The sequence below is a fragment of the Marinobacter sp. genome (assembly GCF_041690455.1).
Classification (GTDB): domain Bacteria; phylum Pseudomonadota; class Gammaproteobacteria; order Pseudomonadales; family Oleiphilaceae; genus Marinobacter.
On the sequence record NZ_JAWLHI010000061.1, the window covers coordinates 1 to 25,496 of the forward strand.

24 protein-coding genes and 1 tRNA gene are annotated in these 25,496 nt (G+C 59.1%); 7 read left to right on the forward strand and 18 right to left on the reverse strand.

The window, feature by feature from the left end:
• Nucleotides 1-56: 56 nt before the first annotated feature.
• Complete coding sequence (locus tag ACESMW_RS14290) at nt 57-1,487, reverse strand: cytochrome ubiquinol oxidase subunit I (RefSeq protein ID WP_372987692.1); 1,431 nt, start codon at nt 1,485-1,487, stop codon at nt 57-59.
• Nucleotides 1,488-1,675: 188 nt separating this feature from the next.
• Between ACESMW_RS14290 and ACESMW_RS14295 the strand changes: the two genes are divergently transcribed.
• Complete coding sequence (locus ACESMW_RS14295) at nt 1,676-2,305, forward strand: class I SAM-dependent methyltransferase (protein WP_372987693.1); 630 nt, start codon at nt 1,676-1,678, stop codon at nt 2,303-2,305.
• Between the two features lie 74 nt (nt 2,306-2,379).
• Nucleotides 2,380-2,466, forward strand: a tRNA-Leu gene (locus tag ACESMW_RS14300).
• 12 nt (nt 2,467-2,478) lie between these two features.
• Here the strand turns inward: ACESMW_RS14300 and ACESMW_RS14305 are convergent.
• Genes ACESMW_RS14305 through ACESMW_RS14315 form a run of 3 tightly spaced genes read right to left on the reverse strand, consistent with a single transcriptional unit; the run spans nt 2,479 to nt 4,085 of the window.
• A complete protein-coding gene (locus ACESMW_RS14305; RefSeq protein WP_372987694.1) occupies nt 2,479-3,351 on the reverse strand; it encodes a DMT family transporter in 873 nt (290 codons plus the stop codon).
• A gap of 51 nt (nt 3,352-3,402) precedes the next feature.
• A complete protein-coding gene (locus tag ACESMW_RS14310) occupies nt 3,403-3,945 on the reverse strand; it encodes a nucleoside 2-deoxyribosyltransferase (RefSeq protein ID WP_372987695.1) in 543 nt (180 codons plus the stop codon).
• On the reverse strand, nt 3,942-4,085 hold the full coding sequence (locus ACESMW_RS14315; protein WP_372987696.1) for a hypothetical protein: 144 nt from the start codon (nt 4,083-4,085) through the stop codon (nt 3,942-3,944). Before ACESMW_RS14315 ends, ACESMW_RS14310 begins: the two co-directional genes overlap by 4 nt.
• A gap of 184 nt (nt 4,086-4,269) precedes the next feature.
• Here ACESMW_RS14315 and ACESMW_RS14320 point away from each other — a divergent pair, with 184 nt between their 5' ends.
• Nucleotides 4,270-5,061: an enoyl-CoA hydratase gene (locus ACESMW_RS14320; RefSeq protein WP_372987697.1), complete on the forward strand. Its 792-nt coding sequence runs from the start codon at nt 4,270-4,272 to the stop codon at nt 5,059-5,061.
• Here the strand turns inward: ACESMW_RS14320 and ACESMW_RS14325 are convergent.
• From ACESMW_RS14325 to ACESMW_RS14335, 3 genes are read right to left on the reverse strand one after another with little or no spacing between them, the layout of a single operon-like run.
• Nucleotides 5,058-5,558: a DUF192 domain-containing protein gene (locus ACESMW_RS14325; RefSeq protein ID WP_372987698.1), complete on the reverse strand. Its 501-nt coding sequence runs from the start codon at nt 5,556-5,558 to the stop codon at nt 5,058-5,060. The two genes, ACESMW_RS14320 and ACESMW_RS14325, sit on opposite strands and share 4 nt — an antisense overlap.
• A complete protein-coding gene (locus tag ACESMW_RS14330) occupies nt 5,558-6,319 on the reverse strand; it encodes an ABC transporter permease (protein ID WP_092006046.1) in 762 nt (253 codons plus the stop codon). The genes ACESMW_RS14325 and ACESMW_RS14330 overlap by 1 nt, the downstream gene beginning before the upstream one ends.
• A gap of 21 nt (nt 6,320-6,340) precedes the next feature.
• Nucleotides 6,341-7,261, reverse strand: a complete 921-nt coding sequence (locus ACESMW_RS14335; protein WP_372987699.1) for an ABC transporter ATP-binding protein — start codon at nt 7,259-7,261, stop codon at nt 6,341-6,343.
• Between the two features lie 135 nt (nt 7,262-7,396).
• On the opposite strand from ACESMW_RS14335, the gene ACESMW_RS14340 reads away from it, so the two are divergent.
• On the forward strand, nt 7,397-7,855 hold the full coding sequence (locus ACESMW_RS14340) for a hypothetical protein (protein WP_372987701.1): 459 nt from the start codon (nt 7,397-7,399) through the stop codon (nt 7,853-7,855).
• Nucleotides 7,856-7,860: 5 nt separating this feature from the next.
• Here the strand turns inward: ACESMW_RS14340 and ACESMW_RS14345 are convergent, their stop codons facing one another.
• The 4 genes from ACESMW_RS14345 to ACESMW_RS14360 all read right to left on the reverse strand — a co-directional run bounded on the left by ACESMW_RS14345 (nt 7,861) and on the right by ACESMW_RS14360 (nt 11,570).
• Entirely contained in the window at nt 7,861-8,424 is a 564-nt protein-coding gene (locus tag ACESMW_RS14345; RefSeq protein WP_372987702.1) for a hypothetical protein, read from the reverse strand.
• Between the two features lie 137 nt (nt 8,425-8,561).
• On the reverse strand, nt 8,562-10,028 hold the full coding sequence (locus tag ACESMW_RS14350) for a PhnE/PtxC family ABC transporter permease (protein ID WP_372987703.1): 1,467 nt from the start codon (nt 10,026-10,028) through the stop codon (nt 8,562-8,564).
• A gap of 16 nt (nt 10,029-10,044) precedes the next feature.
• Nucleotides 10,045-10,695, reverse strand: a complete 651-nt coding sequence (locus tag ACESMW_RS14355) for a phosphonate ABC transporter ATP-binding protein (protein WP_372987704.1) — start codon at nt 10,693-10,695, stop codon at nt 10,045-10,047.
• Nucleotides 10,695-11,570 carry a putative selenate ABC transporter substrate-binding protein gene (locus ACESMW_RS14360; protein ID WP_372987705.1) on the reverse strand — a complete coding sequence of 292 codons (876 nt, stop codon included), beginning with the start codon at nt 11,568-11,570 and terminating at the stop codon, nt 10,695-10,697. Before ACESMW_RS14360 ends, ACESMW_RS14355 begins: the two co-directional genes overlap by 1 nt.
• A gap of 154 nt (nt 11,571-11,724) precedes the next feature.
• Here ACESMW_RS14360 and senB point away from each other — a divergent pair, with 154 nt between their 5' ends.
• Entirely contained in the window at nt 11,725-12,702 is a 978-nt protein-coding gene (senB, locus tag ACESMW_RS14365; protein ID WP_372987706.1) for a selenoneine biosynthesis selenosugar synthase SenB, read from the forward strand.
• Here the strand turns inward: senB and selD are convergent.
• The 4 genes from selD to ACESMW_RS14385 form a co-directional block, all read right to left on the reverse strand.
• Nucleotides 12,699-14,975 (reverse strand): selenide, water dikinase SelD, encoded by a 2,277-nt coding sequence (gene selD / locus ACESMW_RS14370; protein WP_372987707.1) that lies wholly within the window; start codon nt 14,973-14,975, stop codon nt 12,699-12,701. The genes senB and selD overlap by 4 nt on opposite strands.
• Nucleotides 14,975-15,622 carry a helix-hairpin-helix domain-containing protein gene (locus tag ACESMW_RS14375; protein ID WP_372987708.1) on the reverse strand — a complete coding sequence of 216 codons (648 nt, stop codon included), beginning with the start codon at nt 15,620-15,622 and terminating at the stop codon, nt 14,975-14,977. Before ACESMW_RS14375 ends, selD begins: the two co-directional genes overlap by 1 nt.
• Nucleotides 15,623-15,663: 41 nt before the next feature.
• Nucleotides 15,664-16,059, reverse strand: coding sequence for a hypothetical protein (locus ACESMW_RS14380; RefSeq protein ID WP_372987709.1), 396 nt, complete (start codon nt 16,057-16,059; stop codon nt 15,664-15,666).
• 164 nt (nt 16,060-16,223) lie between these two features.
• On the reverse strand, nt 16,224-17,756 hold the full coding sequence (locus ACESMW_RS14385; RefSeq protein ID WP_372987710.1) for a GNAT family N-acetyltransferase: 1,533 nt from the start codon (nt 17,754-17,756) through the stop codon (nt 16,224-16,226).
• Nucleotides 17,757-17,943: 187 nt separating this feature from the next.
• Here ACESMW_RS14385 and ACESMW_RS14390 point away from each other — a divergent pair, with 187 nt between their 5' ends.
• Entirely contained in the window at nt 17,944-18,504 is a 561-nt protein-coding gene (locus tag ACESMW_RS14390) for a PaaI family thioesterase (RefSeq protein ID WP_372987711.1), read from the forward strand.
• Here the strand turns inward: ACESMW_RS14390 and recQ are convergent.
• Nucleotides 18,501-20,369 carry a DNA helicase RecQ gene (gene recQ, locus ACESMW_RS14395; RefSeq protein ID WP_372987712.1) on the reverse strand — a complete coding sequence of 623 codons (1,869 nt, stop codon included), beginning with the start codon at nt 20,367-20,369 and terminating at the stop codon, nt 18,501-18,503. The genes ACESMW_RS14390 and recQ overlap by 4 nt on opposite strands.
• A gap of 217 nt (nt 20,370-20,586) precedes the next feature.
• On the opposite strand from recQ, the gene ACESMW_RS14400 reads away from it, so the two are divergent.
• Complete coding sequence (locus ACESMW_RS14400) at nt 20,587-21,765, forward strand: 1-acyl-sn-glycerol-3-phosphate acyltransferase (RefSeq protein ID WP_372987713.1); 1,179 nt, start codon at nt 20,587-20,589, stop codon at nt 21,763-21,765.
• Here ACESMW_RS14400 and glgP read toward each other — a convergent pair.
• Together glgP and glgA are read right to left on the reverse strand one after the other, a co-directional pair.
• The gene (gene glgP, locus ACESMW_RS14405; RefSeq protein WP_372987714.1) at nt 21,762-24,314 is read right to left on the reverse strand and encodes an alpha-glucan family phosphorylase; all 2,553 of its coding nucleotides are present in this window, start codon (nt 24,312-24,314) and stop codon (nt 21,762-21,764) included. The genes ACESMW_RS14400 and glgP overlap by 4 nt on opposite strands.
• Before the next feature lie 36 nt (nt 24,315-24,350).
• A partial coding sequence (gene glgA, locus ACESMW_RS14410; RefSeq protein ID WP_372987715.1) for a glycogen synthase GlgA occupies nt 24,351-25,496 on the reverse strand: 1,146 nt, incomplete at its 5' end.

Genomic DNA, 25,496 nt, shown 5'->3' on the forward strand with positions numbered 1-25,496 from the left:
GATGCCGAAGCCGATAATGAATGCCCAGATCAGGGGCAGATCGAAGAGTTCCATAATCAGTGACCTCCCTGCTTGGCCGGGTTGCTGTGTTTGTCGTCGCCATATTCGAACGGTACATGAGCCGCGGAGAGCGGCCGTGCCGGACGTTCGGCTTCGTGCTCTTCCTCATCATGCCGGTCTTCCAGACCCACGTACAGCACCCGCATCAGGTAGTAGACGCCGGCCGAGAACACCGCCGCGTAGACCACGATGTAGCCGATCAGGGTGAACAGCGCCATGCCACCGGTGAGTGACGGGGTCACTGCCGCAGCCTGGTCCATGATGCCGTACACCAGCCACGGGGCCCGGCCCACTTCGGTGACAAACCAGCCGGTCAACACGGCAATGAACGGGGCAATGCTCATCACCCGCAGCACCTGCAGGAACCAGGTGGACTGGAAGTAACGGCCACCGCGACGCAGCGCCAGGCCAACCAGGCCTACCACGATCATCAGGGTGCCGATACCCACCATGATCCGGAACGACCAGAACACGATGGCCACCGGCGGTTGCTCCGCCCGGGGCACGTCCTTCAGGCCCGGAACCACCCCGTCCCATTCGTGGGTCAGGATCAGGCTGGCCAGGCTCGGAATGCCGATCTCGAAATGGTTGGTCTGGGCTTCCTGGTCTGGAATGGCGAACAGCAGCAGCGGTACGTTGGAGGAGGTCTCCCAGTTGCCTTCCATCGCCGCCACCTTGGTGGGCTGGTGCTCCAGGGTGCTCAGACCGTGGAAGTCACCCACCACCAGCTGGGCCGGGGCGATGAACAGGATCAGCCACAGGCACATGGACAGCGCCTTGCGGTTGGCCTCCACTTCCCGCCCCCGGAGGATGTACCAGGCACTGACGCCGGCCACCACGAAGCTGCCGGTCAGGAACGAGGCCAGGCCCATGTGCATGAAGCGGTACTGGAAGGAGGGGTTGAAGATCGCCTCACTCCAGGAGGTGACATGGAACACGCCGTCAATCAGTTCGAAGCCGGCCGGGGTCTGCATCCAGCTGTTGGCGGAGAGAATCCAGAACGACGAGATGAAGGTGCCGGAGGCCACCATGATCGCGGCGAACAGGTGCACGCCGGGCGGCACCTTGTTGCGGCCGAACAGCAGCACACCCAGGAACGCGGCTTCCAGGAAGAACGCGGTGATCACCTCATAGCTGAGTACCGGCCCGAGGAAGTTGGCGGTGGCCTGGGAGAAGTTGCTCCAGTTGGTACCGAACTGGAACGACATCACGATGCCGGAGACCACGCCCATGCCGAACACCACGGCAAAGACCTTGGTCCAGAAGCCCGAGAGCTTCAGCCACACCGGATTGCCGGTCTTGAAGCCCAGGGCTTCCAGCACCGCAATATAGGAGGCCAAACCGATGGTAAACACCGGAAAGATAGCGTGAAATGACACCACGAACGCGAACTGGATTCGCGATAGTAAGAGGGGATCTAGTTCCATGGGAACCTCCGGTAAACCCACACATCACAATTAGAGCGAGCACTACGGGCACCCGCCCAGCCGCTGCCTTAGCTCATCTTGTTATGTTGTAATTACCGGCAGATGACTACCATGCTACCCAATAGCACGGCAGAACCGATAGGGCAGATTGTCGCACCGTTTGATTTATAACAATTATGGTGACACCAATGAGCTTTTACGAAGACCGGATACTCCCACACATCATAGACAAGGCCTGCTCCATGGGCCAGGTGATGAAGCTGCGGAGCCAGGTGGTGCCACACGCCCGGGGAACCGTGCTGGAAGTGGGCATGGGATCGGCCATCAACCTCGAATTCTACGACACCGACAAAGTCGACCTGGTTTACGGCCTGGAACCCTCGGAAGGCATGCGGCGCAAAGCCCAACCAAACCTGCGGCGCTCGAACATCATAGTCGAGTGGCTGGACCTGCCCGGTGAAAGGATTCCCCTGGATGACAACACTATCGACACCGTCCTGCTCACCTTCACCCTGTGCACCATCCCCGACTGGCACGCCGCCCTGCAACAGATGAAGCGCGTCCTCAAACCGGGCGGCGAACTGATCTTCCTGGAACACGGGGAATCCGACCATCACGGCGTGAAAAAATGGCAGCACCGCATCACCCCAGCCTGGAAAAAAGTCGCCGGCGGCTGCCACCTCAACCGACACATCGCCGACCTCATCCGCGAAGCCGGCTTCGAGATCCGGGAACTGGAAAACCTCTACATCCCGAGCGCTCCGAAGATCGCCGGTTACATCTACAAGGGCAGGGCAGTTAAGCCAGCAGAAACCTGACGACACCCCGATTCAGAATTGCGTTACGGCACATGCCCTTATACAATTCTGCCCCTCAAAACCTCCCTCCGAATGCCCGGATGGTGAAATTGGTAGACACAAGAGACTTAAAATCTCTCGGCCGCAAGGCCGTGCCGGTTCGATTCCGGCTCCGGGCACCATAATTCTGTGGCTCATGCCACCCGCGCTTTGCGATACCGTCTAACTTCGATCCAGCCATGGGCAGCCAGCGCTGAGAAAACAATCACCCCACCAATCAGACTAAGCTTCGGCGGCACTTCCCCCAGAAACAGCCAAACTAGAAAAGATCCCAACACAGTTTCCAGCAACAGCATTAAACTGACCTCCGCCGCCGGAATGTAGCGTGGCCCGATCTGGATCAGAATGCAGGCCATGGGCAGGAAGACCAGGCACAGCAAGCCGATGAAAAAAGCATCTCTGGCAGAGAGAAGTTCGGCGCCGCCCATAAATGCCGCAACAATGGCCAGGGCCAGGGCACCAAACATCAGCATCACGCTCATGTCGCAGTCGGGTCGGGAGCGGGCGACGTTGAGGTTGGAGGCGAGGGCGGTGGCGGCGATGCCGGCCATGATAAGGCCGAGAGGGTCGCCTTTGCCCAGTTCGCCGATGGCCATGAAGGTTGCGCCTGTGACGCAAACAAGGATAACGATCCAGGTTCTCCAGGGCAGGGTTTCTTTCCAGATCAGCCAGGCAATCAGCGCGGCGATGACGGGTGCGGTGTTGAGAATGACCAGTACGTTGCCGGCGGCTGTGTTTTTCATGCCCACCACAAAACCCAAGGTGCTGACGGCGAAGGCGCCTGCGCAGAAGATGCCTTTCCAGCCGCAGCGCCTGATCTCTGTTGTCAGGCGGTCGCGGTATCTCAGCCAGCTGATCAGCCAGAAGCTGAAGGTTAGCAACAGGCCTCGCCAGAACAGGAAAACCACCGGCGGTACCGAGGTGATTTTTACCAGCAGGGCGTCCGGGACAATAAACAGGACGCCCAGGGCGGCTATGGTCAGGCCTTTGATCCGTGTGGTCTGCAAGAGGCTATTCCTTACTGCTCTTCGATATGGTCTTTCACCATTATCAGGGCTTCAGTTTTCAAGTGCCCGCGCACACTTCTCAAACAGCTCCGCGTCAAAGAACTCCAACTCGGACCGGTGCTCCGCCACAAACAGCTGGCCACCGGACTCGACGATTCCGCACTCGATCATCAGGTTGTCTGCCAGGCCAAAATCCTCGATGGCGTGGCCGAGATCATCGTGGGTGCGGTTTCCGGCCCGGTGGCGGTAGGTGAGGGGGTTGAGGCTATAGCCAATCGCCTGTTTACCCTGGCCGATCATGTAACCCACTTCGAATACGGTGCCTGGATCGGCGCTGATGCCGCGAAAGGGGGTGAGATTGGCAATAACGGCATCGCAGCTGTCCATCAGTTCGCGGTTGGCGCGGTATATCCTGAAGCCGCGCTGTTGGGGAGGGTCGGCGTCGCCGAATTCCAGTTCGGTATCCAGAGGATCCACGCCTTCCCAGCCCAACTCCCGGAGAATACATTTTTTCTCGGCCACGACGGTATGATGCTCGGTTGCCGGGAAGAATACTTCCGGGCCAGCCAGGTAGACGCGTTTGGGTTGGGTCATGGGTTGTCCTGTTCTGGCAGTGGCTGAATGCTGTTGATATCACCTGTCGGTGGCCGTGGATCGTCTTTGATAATGACGAAGATACCGCCCCCAATGATGGCGATGGCCACGATGATTTTGAGAATCAGTGACTTGGACATCGGGTCCCCCTCCGGTTTCGGCAGCAGGTTTACCTATAGACTTGTGGACGGATGGTGTAATTGCAACAGTGGCAGTTGATCTGCCGGTTGGTTCGATAGATCCGACCAAAGTCCCTTCGACAGACTCGTACTCGTGACTGATACTGAATCAAAAGAATGACAACACGTTCAGGAGATTAATACCATGACGGATAATAGCGATGCGCTGGTAACGCACTACGCGGAAAACGGTATCACTACACTCACTCTGAATCAGCCGGAGCGCCGCAACAGCCTTTCCATGGCCATGCTGGAGGCCTTGTCGGTGGAGCTTGAGCGGGTAGCGGATGACCCGGAGACAAGGGTCGTGGTTCTGGCCGCGCGCGGTAATGTGTTCTGCGCCGGGCACGATCTGAAGGAGATCCGGGATCAGTTCGACAGTCATGACTTCCAGCTGGGTCTGTTCAATCTGTGCAGCAAGGTGATGCAGCAGATCGTGAACCTGCCCAAGCCGGTGATTGCCCGGGTGGCGGGGGTTGCCACAGCAGCGGGGTGTCAGCTGGTAGCGTCCTGTGATCTGGCGGTTGCCGCGGATACCGCGCGTTTTGCGACGCCAGGCGTGAATATCGGGTTGTTCTGTTCCACCCCGATGGTGGCGCTGTCCCGGAATGTCTCCCGCAAGCACGCCATGGAAATGCTGCTGACCGGGGAGCTGGTCAGTGCGCCGAAGGCGGAGCAGATGGGGCTGGTCAACCGCGTGGTGGATGAGCAGGTTCTGGATGAAATCGTCTATCAGATGGCGCGCACTATTGCAGAGAAATCCGGCCATACCCTGAAGATCGGCAAGAGTGCGTTCTACCGCCAGTTGGAAATGCCACTGGAGGAGGCCTACGAGTACACGTCAACGGTCATGGCGGAGAATATGCAGGCCAACGACGCCCAGGAAGGCATCTGCGCTTTTCTGGAAAAGCGCAAGCCGGAGTGGAAGGACAGCTAGTCCGCTGCCAGACAATCCTCTCCACCCAGGACCAGCCGGTCTCCTACCTCGATGCCGTTGGCCAGGTAGTAGCCGGCATTCATCTCCACGGCGGACCAGTAATGGACGCCTGCCGGGTAGATGGGGCAGCTCGTCCCCTGTGAGGCGGAGCAGGGCACCATGGCGCGGATGTTGCGAATGGTGCCTTCCCGGTCCAGAAAGGCGATATCCAGGGGAATCAGGGTGCGGTACATCCAGAAGCCGTTCTTCGGTTCCCTTGCTTCCTCATACTGGAACAGCATGCCGTGGCTTGCCGGCAACTCTGTCCTCCCCATGAGTCCTACCTGTCTCTGTTCCGACGTGCTGGCCACTTCCAGGACCACGGGAACAGAGTCTGAATCTGTTATGAAGCACGCATTGATTACGGGCAAATCAGTCTGGGCCGGGGTGGCGCTAACCCCGCACCCGGCGACAAGGGCAGATGCTAGCGCAAGGCTGGCCCATCGAAAAGCGGCCATCAGGAGCGCAGCCGGTAGCCGGTCTTGAAGATCCACCAGACGGCGGTCATGCACAGGGCCAGGAACACCATGGTCATGCCCACGCTGATACCCACGTGCACATCAGACACCCCGTAGAACGCCCAGCGGAAGCCGCTGATCAGGTACACCACCGGGTTGAACAGGCTGATGGTCTGCCAGATCTCCGGCAGCATATCGATGGAGTAGAAGGTGCCGCCGAGGAAGACGAGCGGTGTGACGATCATCATCGGCACGATCTGCAGCTTCTCGAAGCCGTCCGCCCAGATGCCGATGATGAAACCGAACAGGCTGAAGGTTATTGATGTGAGCACCAGGAACGACAGCATCCAGAATGGATGCAGCACGGTGTAGTCCACGAACAGTTTGGCGGTGGCTAGGATGATCAGGCCAAGGATCACCGACTTGGTTGCTGCCGCACCGACATAGCCGATGACGACCTCCACATAGGAGACCGGTGCCGAGAGCACCTCGTAGATGGTGCCGGAGAACTTGGGCATGTAGATGCCGAAGGAAGCGTTGGAAATGCTCTGCATCAATAAGGACAGCATCACTAGGCCGGGAATGATATAGGCACCGTAACTGATGTTGTCGATATCGCCCATGCGCGAGCCGATGGCCGAACCGAACACCACGAAGTACAGGCAGGTGGAAATCACCGGTGAGAGCACACTCTGCATCACGGTGCGTTTCATCCGGGCCATTTCGAATTTGTAGATTGCGCGGATACCGTAGAGGTTCATTCAATTCTCCGTCAGGTCGGGCTACTCGTGAACGAGGCCGACAAAAATCTCTTCCAGGGAGCTTTCCCGGGTCTGCAGATCCCGGTATTCGATCCCGAGATCGCCCAGGGTGCGCAACAGCCGAGCCACGCCGGCCTGCTCCTGCTGGGAATCGAAGGTAAAGATCAGCTCCCAGCCATCGTTGGCCAGTTCCACCGGTTCCAGGGTCAGCTCACCGGGCACTTCGTCGAGTTTGTGCTGGAGTTGGAGGCGGAGCTCCTTTTTGCCGAGCTTGGTCATCAGCTGGGCTTTGTCTTCCACCAGGATGATTTCCCCCTGCCGGATCACCCCGATGCGGTCCGCCATTTCCTCGGCTTCTTCGATGTAGTGGGTGGTCAGGATGATGGTGACGCCGTTCTCACGCAGCTTGCGCACCATCTCCCACATATCCCGCCGGAGTTCCACGTCCACGCCCGCGGTCGGCTCATCCAGGAACAGGATTTGCGGTTCGTGGGACAGCGCCTTGGCGATCATTACGCGCCGCTTCATGCCGCCCGACAGGGACATGATCCGGTTGTTGCGCTTGTCCCAGAGCGACAGTGCCTTGAGGGTTTTCTCGATGTGGTCCGGGTTCGGTGCCTTGCCGAACAGCCCGCGGCTGAAAGAAACCGCATCCCAGACGGTCTCAAAGGAATCAGTGTTCAGTTCCTGGGGAACGAGGCCGATGGTTTCCCGGGCTTTCCGGTAATCCTTGACGATGTCATAGCCGGCGGCCTTTACCTCACCGCTGGTCAGGTTGACGATGCCGCAGATGATGCTGATCAGGGTGGTCTTGCCGGCGCCGTTCGGACCGAGCAGGGCGAAGATCTCGCCGCGTTCGATCTCCAGGTTGATATCTTTCAACGCCTGGAAGCCGTCACCATAGGTTTTGTTCAGGTGCCTGACGGAAATATCCGGTTGCACGGGCGTGTCCTGTGTCAGAAGGTGGAACCATAAGTTAGGAGGCGCAGTATTTTCTCACGACTGGCGCCTGTTTAGAAACCTTTGCCTTGGCAGGGGAAATCCCCATAATGCGCCTTTGGCAAAAAGAGGTGGGTAATGATACGGGCGATTGCGGTTACAGGTTTGATTATCGGGCTGGTGGCGTTACTGGTGTTTGGCCCCCGTTTCCTGAGTTCTCCCGAATCAGACGAGTCGTCAGGGGTGGATGAGCCCCGCTGCGATCTGCTGGAACGGGATTGCCAGTGGCAAGGGGAAGAGGGCAGCTGGCTGGTCGCGCTGGAGCCGCTCGGCGAAGGGGACCAGGGCACGGAGTTCCAGCTCACGGTAAATGCGCCTGAAGCTCCCGACCGTTTTCTCGCGGTATTGCGGGGCGAATCCATGTATATGGGCGAGTACCCGATTCCCCTGCAGCACCAGGAGGGTGACATCTGGACCGCCCGGTTCACCGCGCCGTTCTGCACCACCGGCTCCGAGATGGAATGGCGGATCGACCTGCAGAGTGCCGAAGAGCCCGTCGGTGGTAACCCGATGAAACTTACCTTCTGGGCTCGTTAATTTCACTAGATGAACGTGTGACCGGCAATCAGTTCACAAAGACCGGATTGGCCGGGAACATGGTTGTGCTCCCGCCAGTGTCTGGCCCCGTCCAGACCGCCGCGAAAGCAGGCAAGATGGACACCGCTGGCCGTCAGTTCGTCAATGACCGAAAGCGCCTCTACCCGGTCGATGCCGGTTTTCCGGCTGACAATGTGAGCAACCAGGCCGGCGAGGGTTTTAGAGTGGCGATCCGACTCGTCGCACAGGGCGCAACCGGCACCGTAGAGCCAGGCCGCGGCACAGGAACCGACGATCGTAGTCATCTCAGGACGGTCCAATCCTTTGCTCCGGCACTCCCGTTCCTGCAGCGCGGCCAGGATATGAAGCTGGGTAAAAAGTTCGGTGCGGTATCGGCTGTTTGACGCCTTCGCCGCCTGGTTTTCGTTGCGACCCGGAGCGTGGGTTTGCTCGTCACCAGTTGCGTGGACCAGCACTCCCTCCCTTGATAGCCGGAACATCTGAACCCCGAGTAAGAGCAAAAGTGCAAACAAGCCCGCCTGTGTGAACGGCACCAGCCAATACCACATATCCTCGACCACCTTGATTATCTTCCTGAACGAAGCGATTGTAACAATCTGTAACGACAGAAAACTGCCAACGGTTCAGCAATTTATCGCGGGTCGGGCAAAGGTTTGCCAACTTGTGACGCCGGTCTCAGGCGGCGTCAGCAGGTGGGCATGGTCTGCAGGGCGAGCTTGCGGCGGATATAGCGGCCCAGGGCATCAACGCCAATGTTGAGCAGCGCCGTAATCAGGATGAGTACCATGGCCCGGTCAAAGCGGATGTTCTGGATGGCGCTATCCACGTAGAAGCCGAGGGTGTAGATACCCAAAATGCCGAGAATGGCGGTTTCCCGCATGATGATTTCCCAGCGGTAGAACAGGAATGCCAGGAATGACCGGTAGACCCGGGGAGCCAGTTCCCAGGTGTACCGGTTGAAACCGGTGGGTGCGTCGGGGCGCAGCCGCAGGGTGTTGGTCTGACGGCCGATCAGGTGTCCGATAATACCGCCGTTATGGAGGGACAGGGCAACCACGGCGGGTAGCATCGAGGGCCCCCAGAGTTGGAGCAGGATGTAGGCCAGGATGTATTCCGGGGTTGATCGGGCGATGACCAGGAATACGTGGCCACTGGTCCGGCGTACCGGCCCACCGAAATGATTGGAGATCAGGGGGAACGCGAGCAGCGCCAGGATACCCGTGGCAACCAGGGCAATCTGGGTCAGCAGGACGGTATTCCAGATCCCGGGCAGCGCTTCACTCACCATCAGGTCACTGAGCCAGGGCACCATCCCAGCCATGCCCTCACCACTGCGGAGGGGCGCGGGAATGATGTCCTCGGTGAAGAAACGTTCCACATTACCCCAGACAATGGGCAGGCCTTCGCCCAGGAAGAACGGTGCCGCCAGGATGTAGAGTGGCAGCAGTTTCGGGCGCACCCAAAGGGGAATGGTGGCGATGAGCACGTAAAACAGGATCAGCATGGCCCCGGCATCGGAGTAGAGACCCTGGGAGAATGAAGACTCAAGGTAGAAGCCAAGCGTGGGCAGGCCCACGAAACCGAGGATGGCACTGGAACGCAGACCGCATTCCAGACGATAGGCGGTGTAGGTCCGCATCTGGTCCCAGACATCCGGGATGCGGGCATACAGGAACGCCGCAATCATGCCGGTACCCGGCGGCAACAGGCGCCGCGGTTCAGGGTCCGCTTCTTCCAGGATCTCAGAGTAAACCTTGGCAAAGATCCCCGCATAGGGAATGGCAATGGCCAATACCCCGGTCAGCGGGTGAAAACCAAAGAACTGGAGAAAGATCAGTGCCCAGAACAGCTCATGGATCGCCCTGATAAAGGCGCAGAAGATCCGCACCGGGAGGAGGCGATACACCAGTGCCAGCAGGAAGCCGAAGAAACTGCCCAGCGCCACGCCCACGAAGGCAAAGGCCACGGTACGCAACAGGGCGGTCAGCAGTCCCTCGGAGCTGAAGAAGTTGGGGGTAACCACGCCCAGGAAAAAGTTGCCCAGGTCCCGCCAGGGATTGGAGGCGGTGATGGCGATATCCGCAAACAGCAGCCCTACGATCGCGACGGCGACAAAAATCAGGCTGGCTCTGACCGTGGGATAGGAAAGCATGGATCCGCCGATAACCTCAGTACAGGGACATGATGTCGGAGGGCGACAGGCGGTCGCTGGGTTCGTCCAGTTCCACCAGGCCGTCCTGAATGCCGACAATCCGGTTGCAGTACTGCAGTGCCAGTTCTACATCGTGCAGGGCAATGACGCTGGTGGCAAATCGGTCCCTCAGAAGGGCCATCACCTGATGGGCTCTGGGGCCGTCCAGCGCCGAGACCGGTTCATCCGCCAGCAGCAGGCTTGCATTCCGGTAGATTGCCCGGGCAATGGCAACCCGTTGGCGCTGTCCGCCGGACAGGGACGCCGTGGGAATCCAAACTTTCTCGGCCATGCCCAGATCGTTCAGCAGGTCTTTCACCGCAGCGCGGTCGGCGGCAAAGGGCCGGATCAGGGTCAGGGTGTTGTACCAGGTGGAATGCTTGTCCAGCTGACCCATGAACACGTTATGGAAAACGGGCAGGGCGTTGACCAGGCCCAATTCCTGGGGAACCAGCGAGGAGTTGCGGCCCACTTGCTCGTGGATCAGGCGGATCAGCGTGGATTTGCCCGCGCCGCTCTTCCCGACAAGGGCAACCTTCTCACCTTCCCGAACACGAAGGGAGAGCGGCCCGAGGACGCGCTCTCCCCCGAATGAAGCCTTTAGGCCCGAGAGATCAAATCCGGACATCAATCAAGGATTCCAATCTCTTCAGCGGTCTGGCGGATGGGCTCATAGTCCTCGTTGGAAGCGGGGATAAAGCCGGAACGGGGGAAGCTCTCCAGGAGTTCCTGATCATCCAGAGCCAGCAGGGCTTCCTTCACGCGGGCCTTGAAGCCATCGCCAAAGCGTTCATCCACGTCGCCACGGATGGTCCACTGGTAGTCCGGGTAAGCCGGTGTTTCCCAGATCACCTGGACGGCGTTGGTATCGATGTTGCCGTTCTCCAGTTCCTTTTCCCAGACCTGGAAGTTGAGGGCGCCGACTTCATAGGTGCCGGCCTCGACCAGGCGCAGGGTACGCGTGTGGTTGCCGCTGAAGCCGACCCGGCCGAAGACATCTTCCGGCGCCTCATTGAAGGTCTCGCGGATATGGAACTCCGGCATCAGGCGGCCCGAGGTGGAGCCTTTGGAGCCAAAGGTGAAGGTCTTGCCCCGGAGCTGGTCTTCCAGCTCGGCCAACTCCTCAGCCGGGTCAATCCCGGTGCTGGTGTTGGCAATGAAGTAGGTCTGGAAGGCTTCGTCTTCCACGCCCTGGGCAATGGCCTCGGAGCCGGGGACCAGACGGCGGGCCTGAACGCCGGACAAACCACCGAACCAGGCCAGCTGAACCTGATTGTTACGGAAGGCGGAGACCGCCGCTGCGTAGGATTTTACCGGGATGTATCGGACATCTACGTCCAGCTGCTCGGAGAGGTAGTCAGCAACGCCACGAAAGCGCTCTACCAACTTGGTCTCGTCCTCATCGGGGATTGCAGTGAACACAAACGTCTCCCCGCTTGCGGAGGCGGCAGTCATGAAAAGAAGGCTGGAGGCCACGAATTTCCGTATAAATTTCAAAGCCATTTGAAATCCCTGTTTCGGTTGGTTCAAGAGGAGAGTCAGGATACCTTGATTTACCTGAACTCTGAACAGCTATACGATTGGCACGTTCTATTGGCTCAGCCAAAAACTTCTTTCTTTCAGGTGATTACCGGCATTGCACTCGATGAAAATAATAATGATTACTCCTGCCGCTCCGGGCTCTCGGGCCGGCAACCGGGCCACGGCGGAACGCTGGCAAAGATTACTTGAAAATGCTGGCCACCGGGTGGACGTTGTCTCGGATTATCAGGGTGAAGCCTGTGATCTTTTCATTGCGTTGCATGCCTGGCGCAGCCGCGATGCAGTAAGCCGTTTCAGGGAGCTCTGGCCCAATATACCGCTGATCGTGGTGCTGACCGGCACCGATATCTACCGTCACCAGATCGAATTTCCCGAACCTACCCTTGCCACCATGGACGCCGCTGATGTCCTGATTGGCCTGCATGATCGGGTAGCGGAGGATATCCCCGCCCGTTTTCGGGACAAACTCATCACCCTCTATCAGTCTGCCATTGCACCACCTCCCGCGCCGAAACAGCCGACCGAGGGTTTTCGGGTGTGCGTTATCGGCCATCTGCGGGAGGAAAAGGATTCCCTGCGGGCGGCCTGGGCCGCAAGGCTGCTACCTGACGAATCCCGAATCCGGGTGATTACAGCGGGCAAGGCTTATAACGATAAATGGCGGCGAATGGCCGAACTGGAAGCCGCCGATAATCCGAGATTCCAGTGGCTCGGGCAACTGGACGAGCAGGGTACCCGGGAGCTGCTCACCGGCAGTCGGGTGATGGTGATCAGTTCGGTGATGGAGGGCGGCGCCAATGTGGTTTCCGAAGCCTGCAGGGCCGGCATTCCGGTTCTCGCCAGTGATATCCCCGGCAGCCGGGGCCTGCTGGGAGACGACTATCCGGGCTATTTTCCGGTCCGGGACGAACGGGCGCTGGCCGAACTGCTGCGCAAAGCCGAGGCCGAACCGGAGTTTCTTCAGGACCTGGCATCCCGGGCGGCCCGGCTTGCCGCACGATTTACCCCGGTACGGGAGCAGGCAAGCCTGGAACAGGCGCTGGCGCTTGCCTGCCAACGCTGTTCTGAGCGAGTTCGTGCTGGCTCTGGCTAATCCTTCAGGCTGATCGGCTCGATGGGGCCTGACTCATCCTGGGGCAGAACCCGGCCGATAATCGCGGTGTGCGGATAGCCAAGCTCCTTCAGCTCCCGAACACAGGCTTCGGCCTGGCCAGCAGCAACACTGGCGAGCAGACCGCCGGCGGTCTGGGGATCGAAGATCAGCGGGTAGCGGGGGTGATTCACCCATTTCTCCTGATCGCGAATGCCACGCCGCAAACGGATGTTGGCCGGTTGCAACGAACTCAGGATGCCTGCGGCAGCGGTTTCTTCCGCCCCCGGTAATACCGGAATGGCGGAAAGATTCAGCTCCGCATCCACGCCGGACGGGCGGGTCATTTCCACCAGGTGGCCCAGCAATCCAAAACCGGTGACATCCGTGCACGCCCTGGAGCCATAGCGCCGTAAACACTCGGCCCCCAGCTTGTTGGACTGGATCATGGACGTAAGCGCGGAATCGATCCAGCGTCCCTTGGCAGCAAGCCGGGCATGAGCGGCGAACAGGGTGCCTGTGCCGATGGGCTTGGTCAGGATCAAGACGTCTCCGGCCCGCAGGCCACCCTTGCTCATCACTTCTTCAGGATCGATCAGGCCGTTCACCGCGAAGCCCAGCGCCAGTTCCTTGCCCTCGCCGGTGTGGCCGCCTACCAGGGCGCAGCCGGCTTCGTTGAGGACTTCCACGGCACCGGACATCATCTGGTAAACAACATCCTCCACCTTGGATTCGATACCGTAGGGCACCGTTGCCACCGCTGTCGCGCTCTGGGCTTCGGCACCCATCGCGAATACGTCGCCAAGGCTGTGATTGGCAGCAACCTTGCCGAACACGTAGGGGTCGTCGATAAAGGCCCGGAAGAAGTCGACGGTATGGACCACGGCCTTGCCGGGCGGTACCCGCAGAACGGCGGCATCGTCCGGAGCGTGCAGGCCGATGATGATATCGTCCCGCTCAATAGGCTTGAGCTCGTTCAGTGCACGGGAGAGAACGGTACTACCGACCTTGGCGCCGCAACCACCGCAACGCATGGCCACGGCGGAGATCGCCTGGGACGCTTCCTCGGCGCTATGGGCCGCTGCGGTATCCGGCAGCTTGGTGGACTCTTCCATGGCCGGAAGGTCACTGAATTTGCGCATGAACCGCCGATCAATCCAGTCCTTCCAGCGCCATACCAGGCGGCCGTGGAACTCCACATCACCGCGAGAGGCAACTGCGTACTTGTCGCCGGTACTGATCAGAGCCAGCCATTTCTTCTGGGGATAGAAGTTGCGGGTCTGTTTGCCGGTGGCCAGTCGTTTCAGGTTATCCGCCAGGGGCGGTCCCTGACGCACGGCGAACACGCCGGCTTTCTCCCGCGGATGATTGATCACGTTCGCAATATCGCCGGCAGCAAAAATGCTGTCGTCGTTTTCGCTCTGCAGGGTGTCGCGTACCCGGATGAAACGGCCCTCGTCCAGGGCCAGGCCGGTTTCCTCCAGCCACGTGGGACCGCCGGCCCGGGTAACCCAGAGCACTTCATCCACCTGCAGGGTCTCGCCTGAATCCGAGGTCAGCAGGCCAGATTCAACCCTGGAAACCGGCGAACCGAGATGCACCTTTACACCCCGTTCCGACAGTTTGCGCTCGAATACTACCCGCACTTTTGCGTTATGGGTGGGAAGGATCTGGTCCGCCGCGTCAAACAAATGAAAGTGCAGCTGATCGGGATCCTTGCCGCGCTGTGAGAGCTCGTTCCGGAGCCGGAACTGCATGGCGAGGGTCAGCTCGACGCCTCCTGCACCGGCACCAACCACCGCGACGGACATTGGGCCCTCGTGGTTCTCGATGCGTGACAGCAGCGACAGCCAGCGCTGGTTGAAGCCGTTGATGGGCTTCACCGGTACAGCATGCTCCTCCGCACCCTCGACTTCACTCACCCTTGGCGAGGAGCCGATATTGATGGAGAGAATGTCGTAGGGCACGTTCGGCCGGTTCCGACAGAGAATGCGCTTGTTGGTCCGGTCGATACCGATGGCCTCGTCCCGGTAGAAACGCGCTCCGGCATATTCCGCAAGCCGGCTCAGGTCGATATGGACGTCGTCATAGCTGTAATGGCCGGCCACATAGCCAGGCAGCATTCCGGAGTAGGGGGTGTGGGTGTCGCGGCAGATGAGGGTCAGGCGCACACCGGGGACCGGGTTCATGGCGAACCGCTTGAGGACCCCGACGTGGCTGTGCCCGCCGCCAATCAGGACAATGTCCCGTAAAACAGGCTGGTCAGGCGTTTGCATCAGATAACTTTCTTGGCTTCGGCGGTCAGTTGGTCAAATCCCTTGATGCTTTTGAAGGCTTTCAGTTTCTCGCTGTCAGCCGCAGATGGGTTGGCAATCTGGTCGATGGAGTTAATGCCTGCGTCCTTCATCTTCTTCGCGGTTGCCGGGCCAATACCCTTCACCAGGGTCAGGTCGCTCTTATCCACCGGCTTGGCTGCCTTTTTGGCGGAAGACCTGGCCGGGGATTTCTTCGCAGCGGTCGTGGACTTCGCCTTGGTAGTGCTCTTCTTCGTCGCCGTCTTCTTGGGCGCGGCCTTCCTGGCGGCGGCCTGTGCTTCCTTGCTGGCTTCGTCCGTCAGCTGTTTGACGTCAGAGCCAGCTTCCTTGGCAGCGATACCAAGCTTTTCCAGAATACTGCTCTGGAGTTCGTGGAATTCATTCAGGCGACGCTCGAATTCCTCGTTGAAACGTTTCATTTCCCGTTCCCGGAGCTCGTTCACTTCCGTGAGCAGTTTACGTACCGGTTCTTCGATCTGGGTCTGCAGGCTGTCGAACTGCTTCAGGGCGTCGTTGACGAGCCCTTCAATCTGGGACGAGGTTTTCTCGAATTCCTTGTTGACCTTCTTTACGATCTTGTCGACGCTCGGTTTGGCTTTCTTCGCCATGAAATGTCTCCTTACGGATGGGTTGGAACGGACAGTAACGATCAGGCCATTTGCCGGAAGCCGGAGATGGACCCTGAGGATGTACGGCGGGACTTCAGAGACAGTTTTCTGGACAGCACTTCGCGAATCCGCTTGAGCTTGTCGCCATTCGGCGATCCAGGTTCAAACTCTGAAAAATCAATCGAGTAGAAGAAATTGCTGCAGTGCTTTCTACGCTCGGTCACCAGGCCGGAAACGCTTTCGGCACAGATTTCTTCAAAGGGCATATCCATGACCAAATCCAGGGTCAGGCTGTCGCCGGGCTCGAAGACCTTGTCGGTTTTCATCACGCAGCCGTAGCTGTCGAGTTCGAAGACGGAGGCCTCCACCAACTCCTTGCGGAACAGGCCCCGCTTGATCCTGAAACGGGCAATGAGATCCGGTAATGCTTCGTTCATGAATCCTGCTCTCTGCTAAGATCCCTATCCACTGCGACCTGTCCACAGATCGGACAGGCTGGATAATGATTAAACAATAGACACTGTTTAGGGTATTGGCAATTCCATCAGTGTCCTACGGTAACCCTCTCAGGCACTTCCTTAATAGTGAGAGGGCACTGTTTTTATTGATCCGGGGATTTCACCCGTATCTCGTACATATCTTCCCGGCGGTCCTTCAGGTTATTTACCGACCCTTCGTTACGAACCAGTGTCAGTTTTTCCAGGTCCATGTCGGAGAACATGATCATCTCCGTGTTGGGCGTGGTTTCAGCCATGACCGCATCGTGCGGGAAGGCAAAATCCGAGGGCGAGAACACTGAAGACTGGGCGTACTGTACGTCCAGGTTCTCCACCTTGGGCAGGTTGCCGACACTGCCGGTAATTACGACGTAACATTCGTTTTCGATCGCCCGGGCCTGGGCACAGTGGCGAACCCGCAGATAGCCGTTCTTGGTATCGGTCCAGAACGGTACAAAGATGATATCCACATCCTGGCTGGCTGCGATTCGTCCGAGCTCCGGGAACTCGATGTCGTAACAGATCAGGATAGCAACTCGTCCGGCATCGGTTTCGAACACTTCGAAGGTATCGCCACCCTCAATGACCCAGTCCCGACGCTCGTGCGGGGTGATATGAATCTTGCGCTGCTCATCCACCCGGCCGTCACGGTGGCACAGGTAGGATACGTTGAACAGGCGATCATTCTCCAGGAGGGGCATGGAGCCAGTGATTATGTTGATGTTGTAACTGACCGCCATTTCCGACATTTCATCCCGGAACTGTTCTGTGAAGCCGGCGAGGAAGCGGATCGCACGGGTCTGGTCCATCTGGTCCGTCAGGCCCATTAGAGGCGCGTTGAAGAACTCGGGGAACAGGGCGAAGTCGCTCTTGTAGTCGGAGAGGGCGTCCACGAAGTACTCCACCTGCTTTAGCACCTCATCCACCGAGGTGAATTCCCGCATCTGCCATTGCACGGCACCGAGGCGAACCTGGGTTTTCCGGACGTTCAGCACCGGAGACGGCGGTGTATAGAGGATGTTCCGCCATTCCAGCAGGGTGGCATAGCCCAGGGATTTTTCGTCTTCCGGCAGGTACTTGTGCATCAGCCGGGTGACCTGGAAATCGTTGGAAAGCTGGAAGCTCAGGATCGGATCGTAGATTTCCTTGCGGTCCACACGCTGGATGTACTCGGCCGGGGTGTACTGGTCCTTGTACTTGTAATAGTTCGGGATCCGGCCACCGGCCAGGATGGCCCGCAGGTTCATGGACCGGCACAGTTCCTTGCGGGCCTCGTACAGACGCCGGCCCAGACGATAGCCCCGGTATTCCGGGTGGATGAACACATCCAGACCATACAGGGAGTCGCCGTTAGCGTTGTGCCAGATTTTCTCGTTGCGCAGAATCAGGTCGTCGTAGGTGTGCGGGTTGCTGAACCGCTCGTATTTCACGCAAACCGTCAGCGCCACCGCAATCAGTTGGCCGTTGTCCTCAATACAGATCTGCCCGTCGGGAAACTGCTCGACCAATGCCTTGATCGTCTCTTTGGGCCAGGCACCACCGATGTCGTCATAAACCAGGTCCATCAGAGCCTGAAGCTGTTCGTAGTCGTCCAGCGTCAGGTTGCGGAGATTGAGATGCAGCTCATCGTGGGGCATTCAGAGAGGCTCCCGTCATCAGAAAAGAGTGAGTTTTGGGTCAGGCCAGTTGGCATCTTCGAGAAGTTTAACAGAAGGTGTGACAGACGTCGCAGATCGCCGCCCGGTAGCTGAAAAACTTCGCCCGGGCTTGCGGTCCGGTCAGGTGATTGCAATGATCCCGACAACCGAATCACAGGATACCGTTATGGCATTGATAGACAACCTTATCGGAGCAACAGGCCAATGGGTGGCCTCAACGGACCCCAAAGCTACGCTCGCACGCCCAATGGAATGGCTCAAGAAAACCGGAGGCTATGCGGCGGTCAACCGGATCATCGGCCTGTCCATCCCCTTTGCACCCCGTAATGGCTTTCGCGTGGAGGAGGTCCGGCCGGGCTATGTCCGCGCCAGGATCCGCCTGAAGGGCAACAAGAACCACTTTGGCAGCCTGTACGCTGGCGCCTATTTCCTGGTGGCCGAAATTCCTGGTGGTGTTCTGACGTTGTTCGACCTGGGCCCGTCCTTCACGCCGATTCTCAAGGAAATGACCCTGCAGTTCCTGCAGCCTGCGAACTCGGATGTCACGGTGGAGTTTTCCCTGAGCCCGGACCAGGTAGCGGCTATCCGCGCCGATGCCGACGCCACCGGCAGGGCAAAGTTTACTCTGGAGGGAACGCTCACCGATCAGGAAGGCAACCACGTGGCGACTTCGATCGCCCATTACCGGGTTCGGAAGAAGGGCTTCCAGGGCGAAGAGGCGGCCTAGACAGACTCCAGTTCGGCGATGGCCTTGAGGAAGGTCTCGCCGTACTTCTCCAGCTTGGCGGCACCGACACCGCTGATCTCGCCAAGTTCCTCAATGGTACTGGGCCGGCGTTCCATCATTTCGAACAGGGTGGTGTCATGGAAGATCACGTAGGGCGGCACACCCTGCTTGTCGGCCAGGCCCTTGCGGCAGGCGCGAAGATGATCCCAGGCAGCCTGGTCCACGATCTGGTCGGCGGCGAAGCTTTTGCGCCCTGAGCCGCTGCGCCCTGAAGAGGTCTTTTTCTGCACGGGGTCCTTGCGCAGCCAGACCGTTTCCTCGCCCTTAAGCAGTGGGCGGCAGCGTTCGGTCAGCTGCAAGGCGCCGTAGCCCTCGGGATCAGCCCTGAGGTAACCGTTGGCCACCAATTGCCGGAACACCGATTTCCACTCGTTGGCGCTCAGCTCGGTGCCAATACCGTAGGTGGACACCCGGTCGTGGCCGGCCTGCAGAATGCGCTCGTTCTCCGAGCCCCGCAGGACATCGATCAGATAGGTTACGCCGAAACGCTGGCCGGTGCGGTAAACACAGGAAAGCGCTTTCTGGACTGCCACGGTGCCATCCCAGGTTTCCGGCGAATTCAGGCAGGTGTCGCAGTTGCCGCAGGGCTCATCCAGATCATCGCCGAAATAACGCAGCAGCACCTGGCGGCGGCAGCTGGTAACCTCGCACAGGCCCAGCATGGCATCGAGCTTCTGGCGTTCGACGCGCTTGAACTGGTCATTACCCAGGGAGCCCTCGAGCATCTGGCGCAGTTTGATGACATCCTGCAGACCGTACACCATCCAGGCTGTGGAAGGCTTGCCGTCCCGACCGGCCCGGCCGGTTTCCTGGTAGTAGGCTTCCAGGCTCTTGGGCAGATCCAGGTGGGCGACAAAGCGGACGTCGGGTTTGTCGATACCCATGCCGAAGGCAATGGTGGCAACAATAATGACACCGTCTTCCCGCAGGAAACGTTCCTGGTGCCTGGCCCGCTGCTCGGCGTTCAGACCGGCGTGATAGGGCAGTGCGGTGAAGCCCTTGTCCGCGAGCATGCGTGCGGTGGAGTCCACCTTGTTACGGGACAGGCAGTAGACAATGCCGCACTCGCCATCGTGTTCAGCCCGGATAAAATCCAGCAGCTGCTTGTTGGCATTGGTCTTGGGGGCGATGCGGTACTGGATGTTCGGGCGGTCGAAACCGCTGACAAAATGCCGGGCTTCGGTCAGTGACAGCCGCTCGGCAATTTCCTTGCGGGTGCGCTCGTCGGCAGTGGCTGTTAGCGCGATGCGCGGAATACCGGGAAATTCCCCGGCCAGCATGCTCAGTTGCAGGTAATCCGAGCGGAAATCGTGTCCCCACTGGGAGACGCAGTGGGCCTCGTCGATGGCGAACAGTGAAATCGAGGCGTTGTGCAGCAGTTCGATGGTCCGGGGCTGTATCAGCCGCTCAGGCGCGCAGTAGAGCAGGTCCAGCTCGCCGGTGGTCAGGGCATACTCGGTGGCGCGGGCCTGCTCCAGATCCATGGTGGAATTCAGGAATGCCGCTTTGACGCCCAGCTCCCTTAATGCGGCGACCTGGTCCTGCATCAGGGCAATCAGCGGCGATATGACAATCGCCGTACCCGGCCGCACCAGCGCTGGCACCTGGTAGCACAATGATTTACCGCCACCGGTGGGCATCAGGACCAGGGCATCTCCGCCATTGACTACTTCGCGAACAATGTCACCCTGCAATGGCCGGAATGATTCGTAACCGAAAACCTCGTGCAGTACCTGCTCGGGGTCTCTCCGGGTCGCGGTGGGCCTTTCTGTGGCGAGTTGTTCGAAATCCTGGTCAAGTTGCATAGCTGAGCCGTGTGTGTCGTCCATGAGGGGAAAGAAAATGACAGGGAGATGCCGCCATGTCCGTGGCGCGGATGGGATGATACCAGAATAATCCGGCGGGTTGGTCAAGGCGCCTTTCGGGTGAGGCAAAGCTGCCTCAGAAACGCTACAATATCGCGGTTTTTGAATCAGACATTTCCCGGCGTAATCCGTTAGATACGATAACAACAGGGTTTCAATGCAAGAATTTGATGCCATCCGTCCGTATTCGGACGAAGAAACTGGTCCGGCCATCCAGCGCCTGGTCAATGACCGGGAGTTTCTCGACATGGTCGGGCGTTTCAAGTCGCCCACCCTGGAGCGCTGGGCGCCCGCGGTACTGCGGTTTTTCCTCCGCCGCTGGCTGATCAGCCATTTCGGTCATTTCACCCGCGTGGATGACTTGCAGGCCAGGCTGTCCACCTACGTGGGTGAGCTGGTTGAGGGCACCACCACCCGGGTCACGACCAGTGGTCTGGAAAACCTGGACAAACACAGTGCTCACCTGTTCATCTCCAACCACCGGGACATTGTGTTCGATCCCATGGTGGTGAACTACCTGCTGTTCCAGAACGGCTTCTACACCACGCGTATCGCCATTGGTGACAACCTGCTCCAGAACCGGGTATTTGCCGAGATGATGCGGCTCAACAAAAGCTTTGTGGTGCGCAGGAACATGACCAGCCCGCGGGAGATGCGGGACGCGTACATGACGCTCTCTGCATTCATCAGTCACAGCATCGACACCAATCACAGCATCTGGATTGCCCAGCGGGAAGGTCGCGCCAAGGATGGTCTGGATTACACCGATCCGGCCATCATCAAGATGTTCTACATGAGCCGCAAGAAGAGTGGCCTGAGCTTCGGCGAGGCCATGAACCGCCTGCATATCGTGCCGGTTTCCATTTCCTACGAATACGATCCCTGCGACGTCGACAAGGCCAAAGAGCTGGAGACACGGGCACGGACCGGCAGCTACACCAAGACCGAGGGAGAGGACAGCGAGCAGATCGTCAAGGGCCTGACCGGTTTCAAGGGCCACGTGCATGTGCACTTCGGCGCGCCTATTGCGGACTCCCCGGAAAATCCCAAGGAACTGGCGAGCCGGATCGATCACGAAATGCACGCCAATTACCACCTGCATGCCTCGAACCTGGTCGCCTACCAGCAGCGAGGTTTCCATCCGGACTCACACGCAACGCCGGAAACGGTGACCGAGTCGGTCGTGACTGCGGAAACCTGGTCACCGGCAGATATGGCAGCCGCAGAGGCAGAGATGGAACGGCGGCTGGAGGCCTGTGAGCCGGCGATCCGGCCCTATCTGCTTGATATGTACGCCAATCCGGTGGTCACAGCACTGCAGGCGAATTCCCGCTAAACCCAGAGCATTGCCCCCATCTCAAGCAAGTGGGAGAGAGCGGGGTGATAGGGATACATACGCAACCGGAGCGTCTGCAGGCCGGGATAGGGCGGTGGGACCTCTGTCGCAAACACCGTTATACCGTCCTGTTCGCTTTCCATGGTGAGCAGGAATCGGTCCGTGCCGGGCGCTTCGTGGCTACCGGTGCATTCCGGCGTGACCAGGCACTCTACCCGAACATCCTCCGCTGTCAGACCATTGAGCACCGCCTCTACCCGTAACTCTACCGTTTCGTCATAGGCGCAGCGACACTCCACGCAGCCAACAACGGACAGAGACACACCCGGCCAGGCTTCGCGCACCCGGGCCTTCCACTCTGCCAGTTCGCGGGCTGCCCGGGCACCATCGGCGAGTAATCTCTGGCCCTGGGCGGAGGCCGGCTCGTAGTAGCGTTCCACATAGTCCATCACCATACGCTGGCTGTTGAACCGGGGCGTGATGGTCTTCATGGAGGCTTTCGAGCGGGCTACCCAGCCCTTTGAGTAGCCCTGAGAGGCGCGGTCGTAGTAAAGCGGTACAATCTCGAACTCCAGCAGGTCCAGGAGATCCCGGGCTTCCTCTTCATTGCGGAATTCCGGGTCAAGGCCGGTATCCCTGGGGGTGATGGCCCAGCCGTTGGTGCCGTCGTAACCCTCGCCCCACCAACCATCCAGGACGCTGAGATTAAGGGCACCGTTCAGCGCTGCTTTTTCACCGGAGGTGCCGCTGGCTTCCTTCGGATACTCCGGGTTGTTAAGCCAGACGTCGACACCGGCGAGCAGATAACGGGCCATGGCCTGGTCATAATCCTCCAGGAGAATTATGTGGCCCATGAGCGAGGGCCGCATCGAGAGATCGTGTATGACCTTGATCAGTTGCTGCCCCGGCCTGTCTTTCGGGTGTGCCTTACCGGCGAAGATCAACACCACGGGATGATCGGGATTGGTGAGGAGGCGCTCGAGGCGTTCCAGGTCCGAGAATATCAGGGTGGCGCGCTTGTAGGTGGCAAACCGCCGCGCAAATCCGATGACCAGAGTGTCCTTTTCGGGAGACACCAATTGTCGTGTCATCCGTTCCGTTACCGAGTGACCGGTGCCGTTGCGCTCGTGTTGGCGTGCCAGTTGTTCCACCACAAATTCGCCCATTTGCTGCTTCAGAGCCTTGTGGACGCTCCAGTAGTGATAATCGGGAATGTGGTCAACGAATTGCCAGAAATCGGGATTCCGCAGTTCGCTTTTCCAGGTGGGTGCCTGAATATCGAACAGGCTTGCCCATTCCGGGGCCAGAAACGTCGGCACGTGGACGCCGTTGGTGATATAGCCGAGCGGATTCTCGGAAGAGGGAACCTGCGGCCAGACATACCCCTCCATTTGCGATGCCACGCCACCGTGGATGCGGCTGACGCCGTTGTGAAAACGGGATCCGCGCAGCCCGAGGCTGGTCATGTTGAAGCTGTGCCCGCCATCCCGGGTGCCCAGGCCAAAGACTTTCTCGAAATCCAGCCCGGATTCTTCCAGGTAACTGCCGAGAGCATGTTGCACCAGTTCTCGCGAGAAGATGTCATGGCCGGCCGGGACAGGCGTGTGGGTGGTGAACAGGGTTGATGCGGCAACCGCTTCCAGCGCAGCCTCAAACGCGATGCCTTGCTGGATCAACTGCCGGCAACGCTCAAGAATCTGGAACGCGGCATGTCCTTCATTGATATGCCACGCGGTGGGTTTCAGGCCCAGAGCCTCCAGCACCCGGGTACCCCCGATTCCGAGCAGCATTTCCTGACTGATCCGGGTGGACTCGTCGCCGCCATAGAGCTGGAGCGTGAGGTTCTGATCTTCGGTGCTGTTTTCCGCGGTGTTGCTGTCCAGGAGGTAGAGACGGATATGTCCGACCCGGGCTTCCCATACTTTTGCGGTTACGGTCCGACCGGGGAAGGGCACGGTGATCTTCAGTGGTGCCCCGTCTACCTCCACGGGGGAGATAGGAAGTTCGTCGCTGGAATGTGTTTTGTAACGGGCAATCTGGTGGCCCTGGGGGTCGATGCTCTGAATGAAGTAGCCCTGTTGATATAAGAGGCCGACGGCTACGAAGGGCAGGCCCAGGTCACTGGCCGCCTTGCAATGGTCGCCCGCGAGGATGCCGAGGCCGCCGGAGTATATTGGAAAGCTCTCATGGAAACCGAACTCCGCGCAGAAATAGGCCACCAGATCCCGCGCCGGGTCCAGTATTTCGGTGACTTCCGGACCTGGCTCGGACTCCACATAGACATCGTAACTGCTCAGAACCTGGCGGTACTCTGCAAGGAACGCACGGTCCTGTGCGGCCTCGTCCAGGCGCTCCTGCGCCACCCGACGCAGAAACAGCTTCGGATTATGTTCCACCCTTTGCCAGAGTACCTGGTCAATACGGGCAAACAGATTCCTCACACCGTGATCCCAGCTGTAGAACAGGTCGTTAGCCAGTACTTCCAGTCGTTCAAGACCTTCCGGAACCCTGGGGCTTGCTTCAAGCCGGAACTCAGTGACCTTGCTCATGATCGTCCTCCTGAAAAGGGATCTGCTGCCTTGTCGTCAGTTATGCCTGCACCGTTCGGACAGAATCGACTGGTAGAGTGTCAGGTATTCGCGGGCCCGGTACTTCCAGGAATAATCACCGGCCATCCCATTACGTTGCAGGTGCATCCATTGCTTTCGGTTGCGGTAATACGCCAGGGCCCGATCGATAGCATTCAGAAAGGCATCTGCATTGGGCCTGTCGAAACTGAAGCCTGTGGTACGACTAGCTGCAGCCTGACCTGGATCCACTACCGTGTCCTTCAGACCGCCGACAGCATGAACAACCGGGATGGTCCCGTAGCGGAGGCTGAACATCTGGTTGAGACCGCAGGGTTCGAAGCGGGACGGCATCAGGAACATATCGGCTCCGGCTGTGATCCTGTGAGCGAGGGGCTCGTCATAACCGACGGTCAGGGAAATCTGTTGCGGGTGGTTGCGTGCCAGCGTCCGCAGCGGATCCGTGTACCGGGGCTCCCCGGAACCGAGAATGGCAAACTGGCAGCCTTTTTCAAGCAACGGCGGAATGACAGCCAGAAGCCAATCGATACCCTTTTGTTCCACCAGCCGTCCAATCGACCCGAGCAGAGGCGCGCCGTTGACTTCAAGTCCCAGTTGGTGCTGAAGCCTGGCCTTGCACTGGCTCTTGTTGCTTAGGCTCTCCGGCCCGTATTGAAAATCGAGATATCGGTCATCCGAGGGGTTCCAGATCCGGGTATCGATACCGTTCAGGATTCCGGAGAGTCGATCAGAGCGGTATCTCAGCAGGCCATCCAGGCCGTAGCCGAACTCCGGGGTCTGGATTTCCCGTGCGTAAGTGGGACTGACCGTAGTGATCCTGTCCGTATAGACCAATCCGCCCTTGATGAAGGACAGCTGATCGTGGAATTCCAGTCGTTCAAAACGCCAGAGTGAATCCGGCAACCCCAATGCCCGGAAGGTCTGCTGGGAAAACAGGCCCTGGTAAGCCAGGTTATGAATGGTGAAGACCGTGCCCGGCCGGCTGGGCAGATGATCCAGGAAAACCGGAACCAGGGCGGACTGCCAGTCATTGCAGTGCACGATGTCCGGCGTCCAGCCAAGCCCCAGCTGACCGCTTGCCATCATGGCGGCAACCCGACAGAACAGCTGGTAGCGATGGGCGTTGTCCCACCAGTCCTGGCC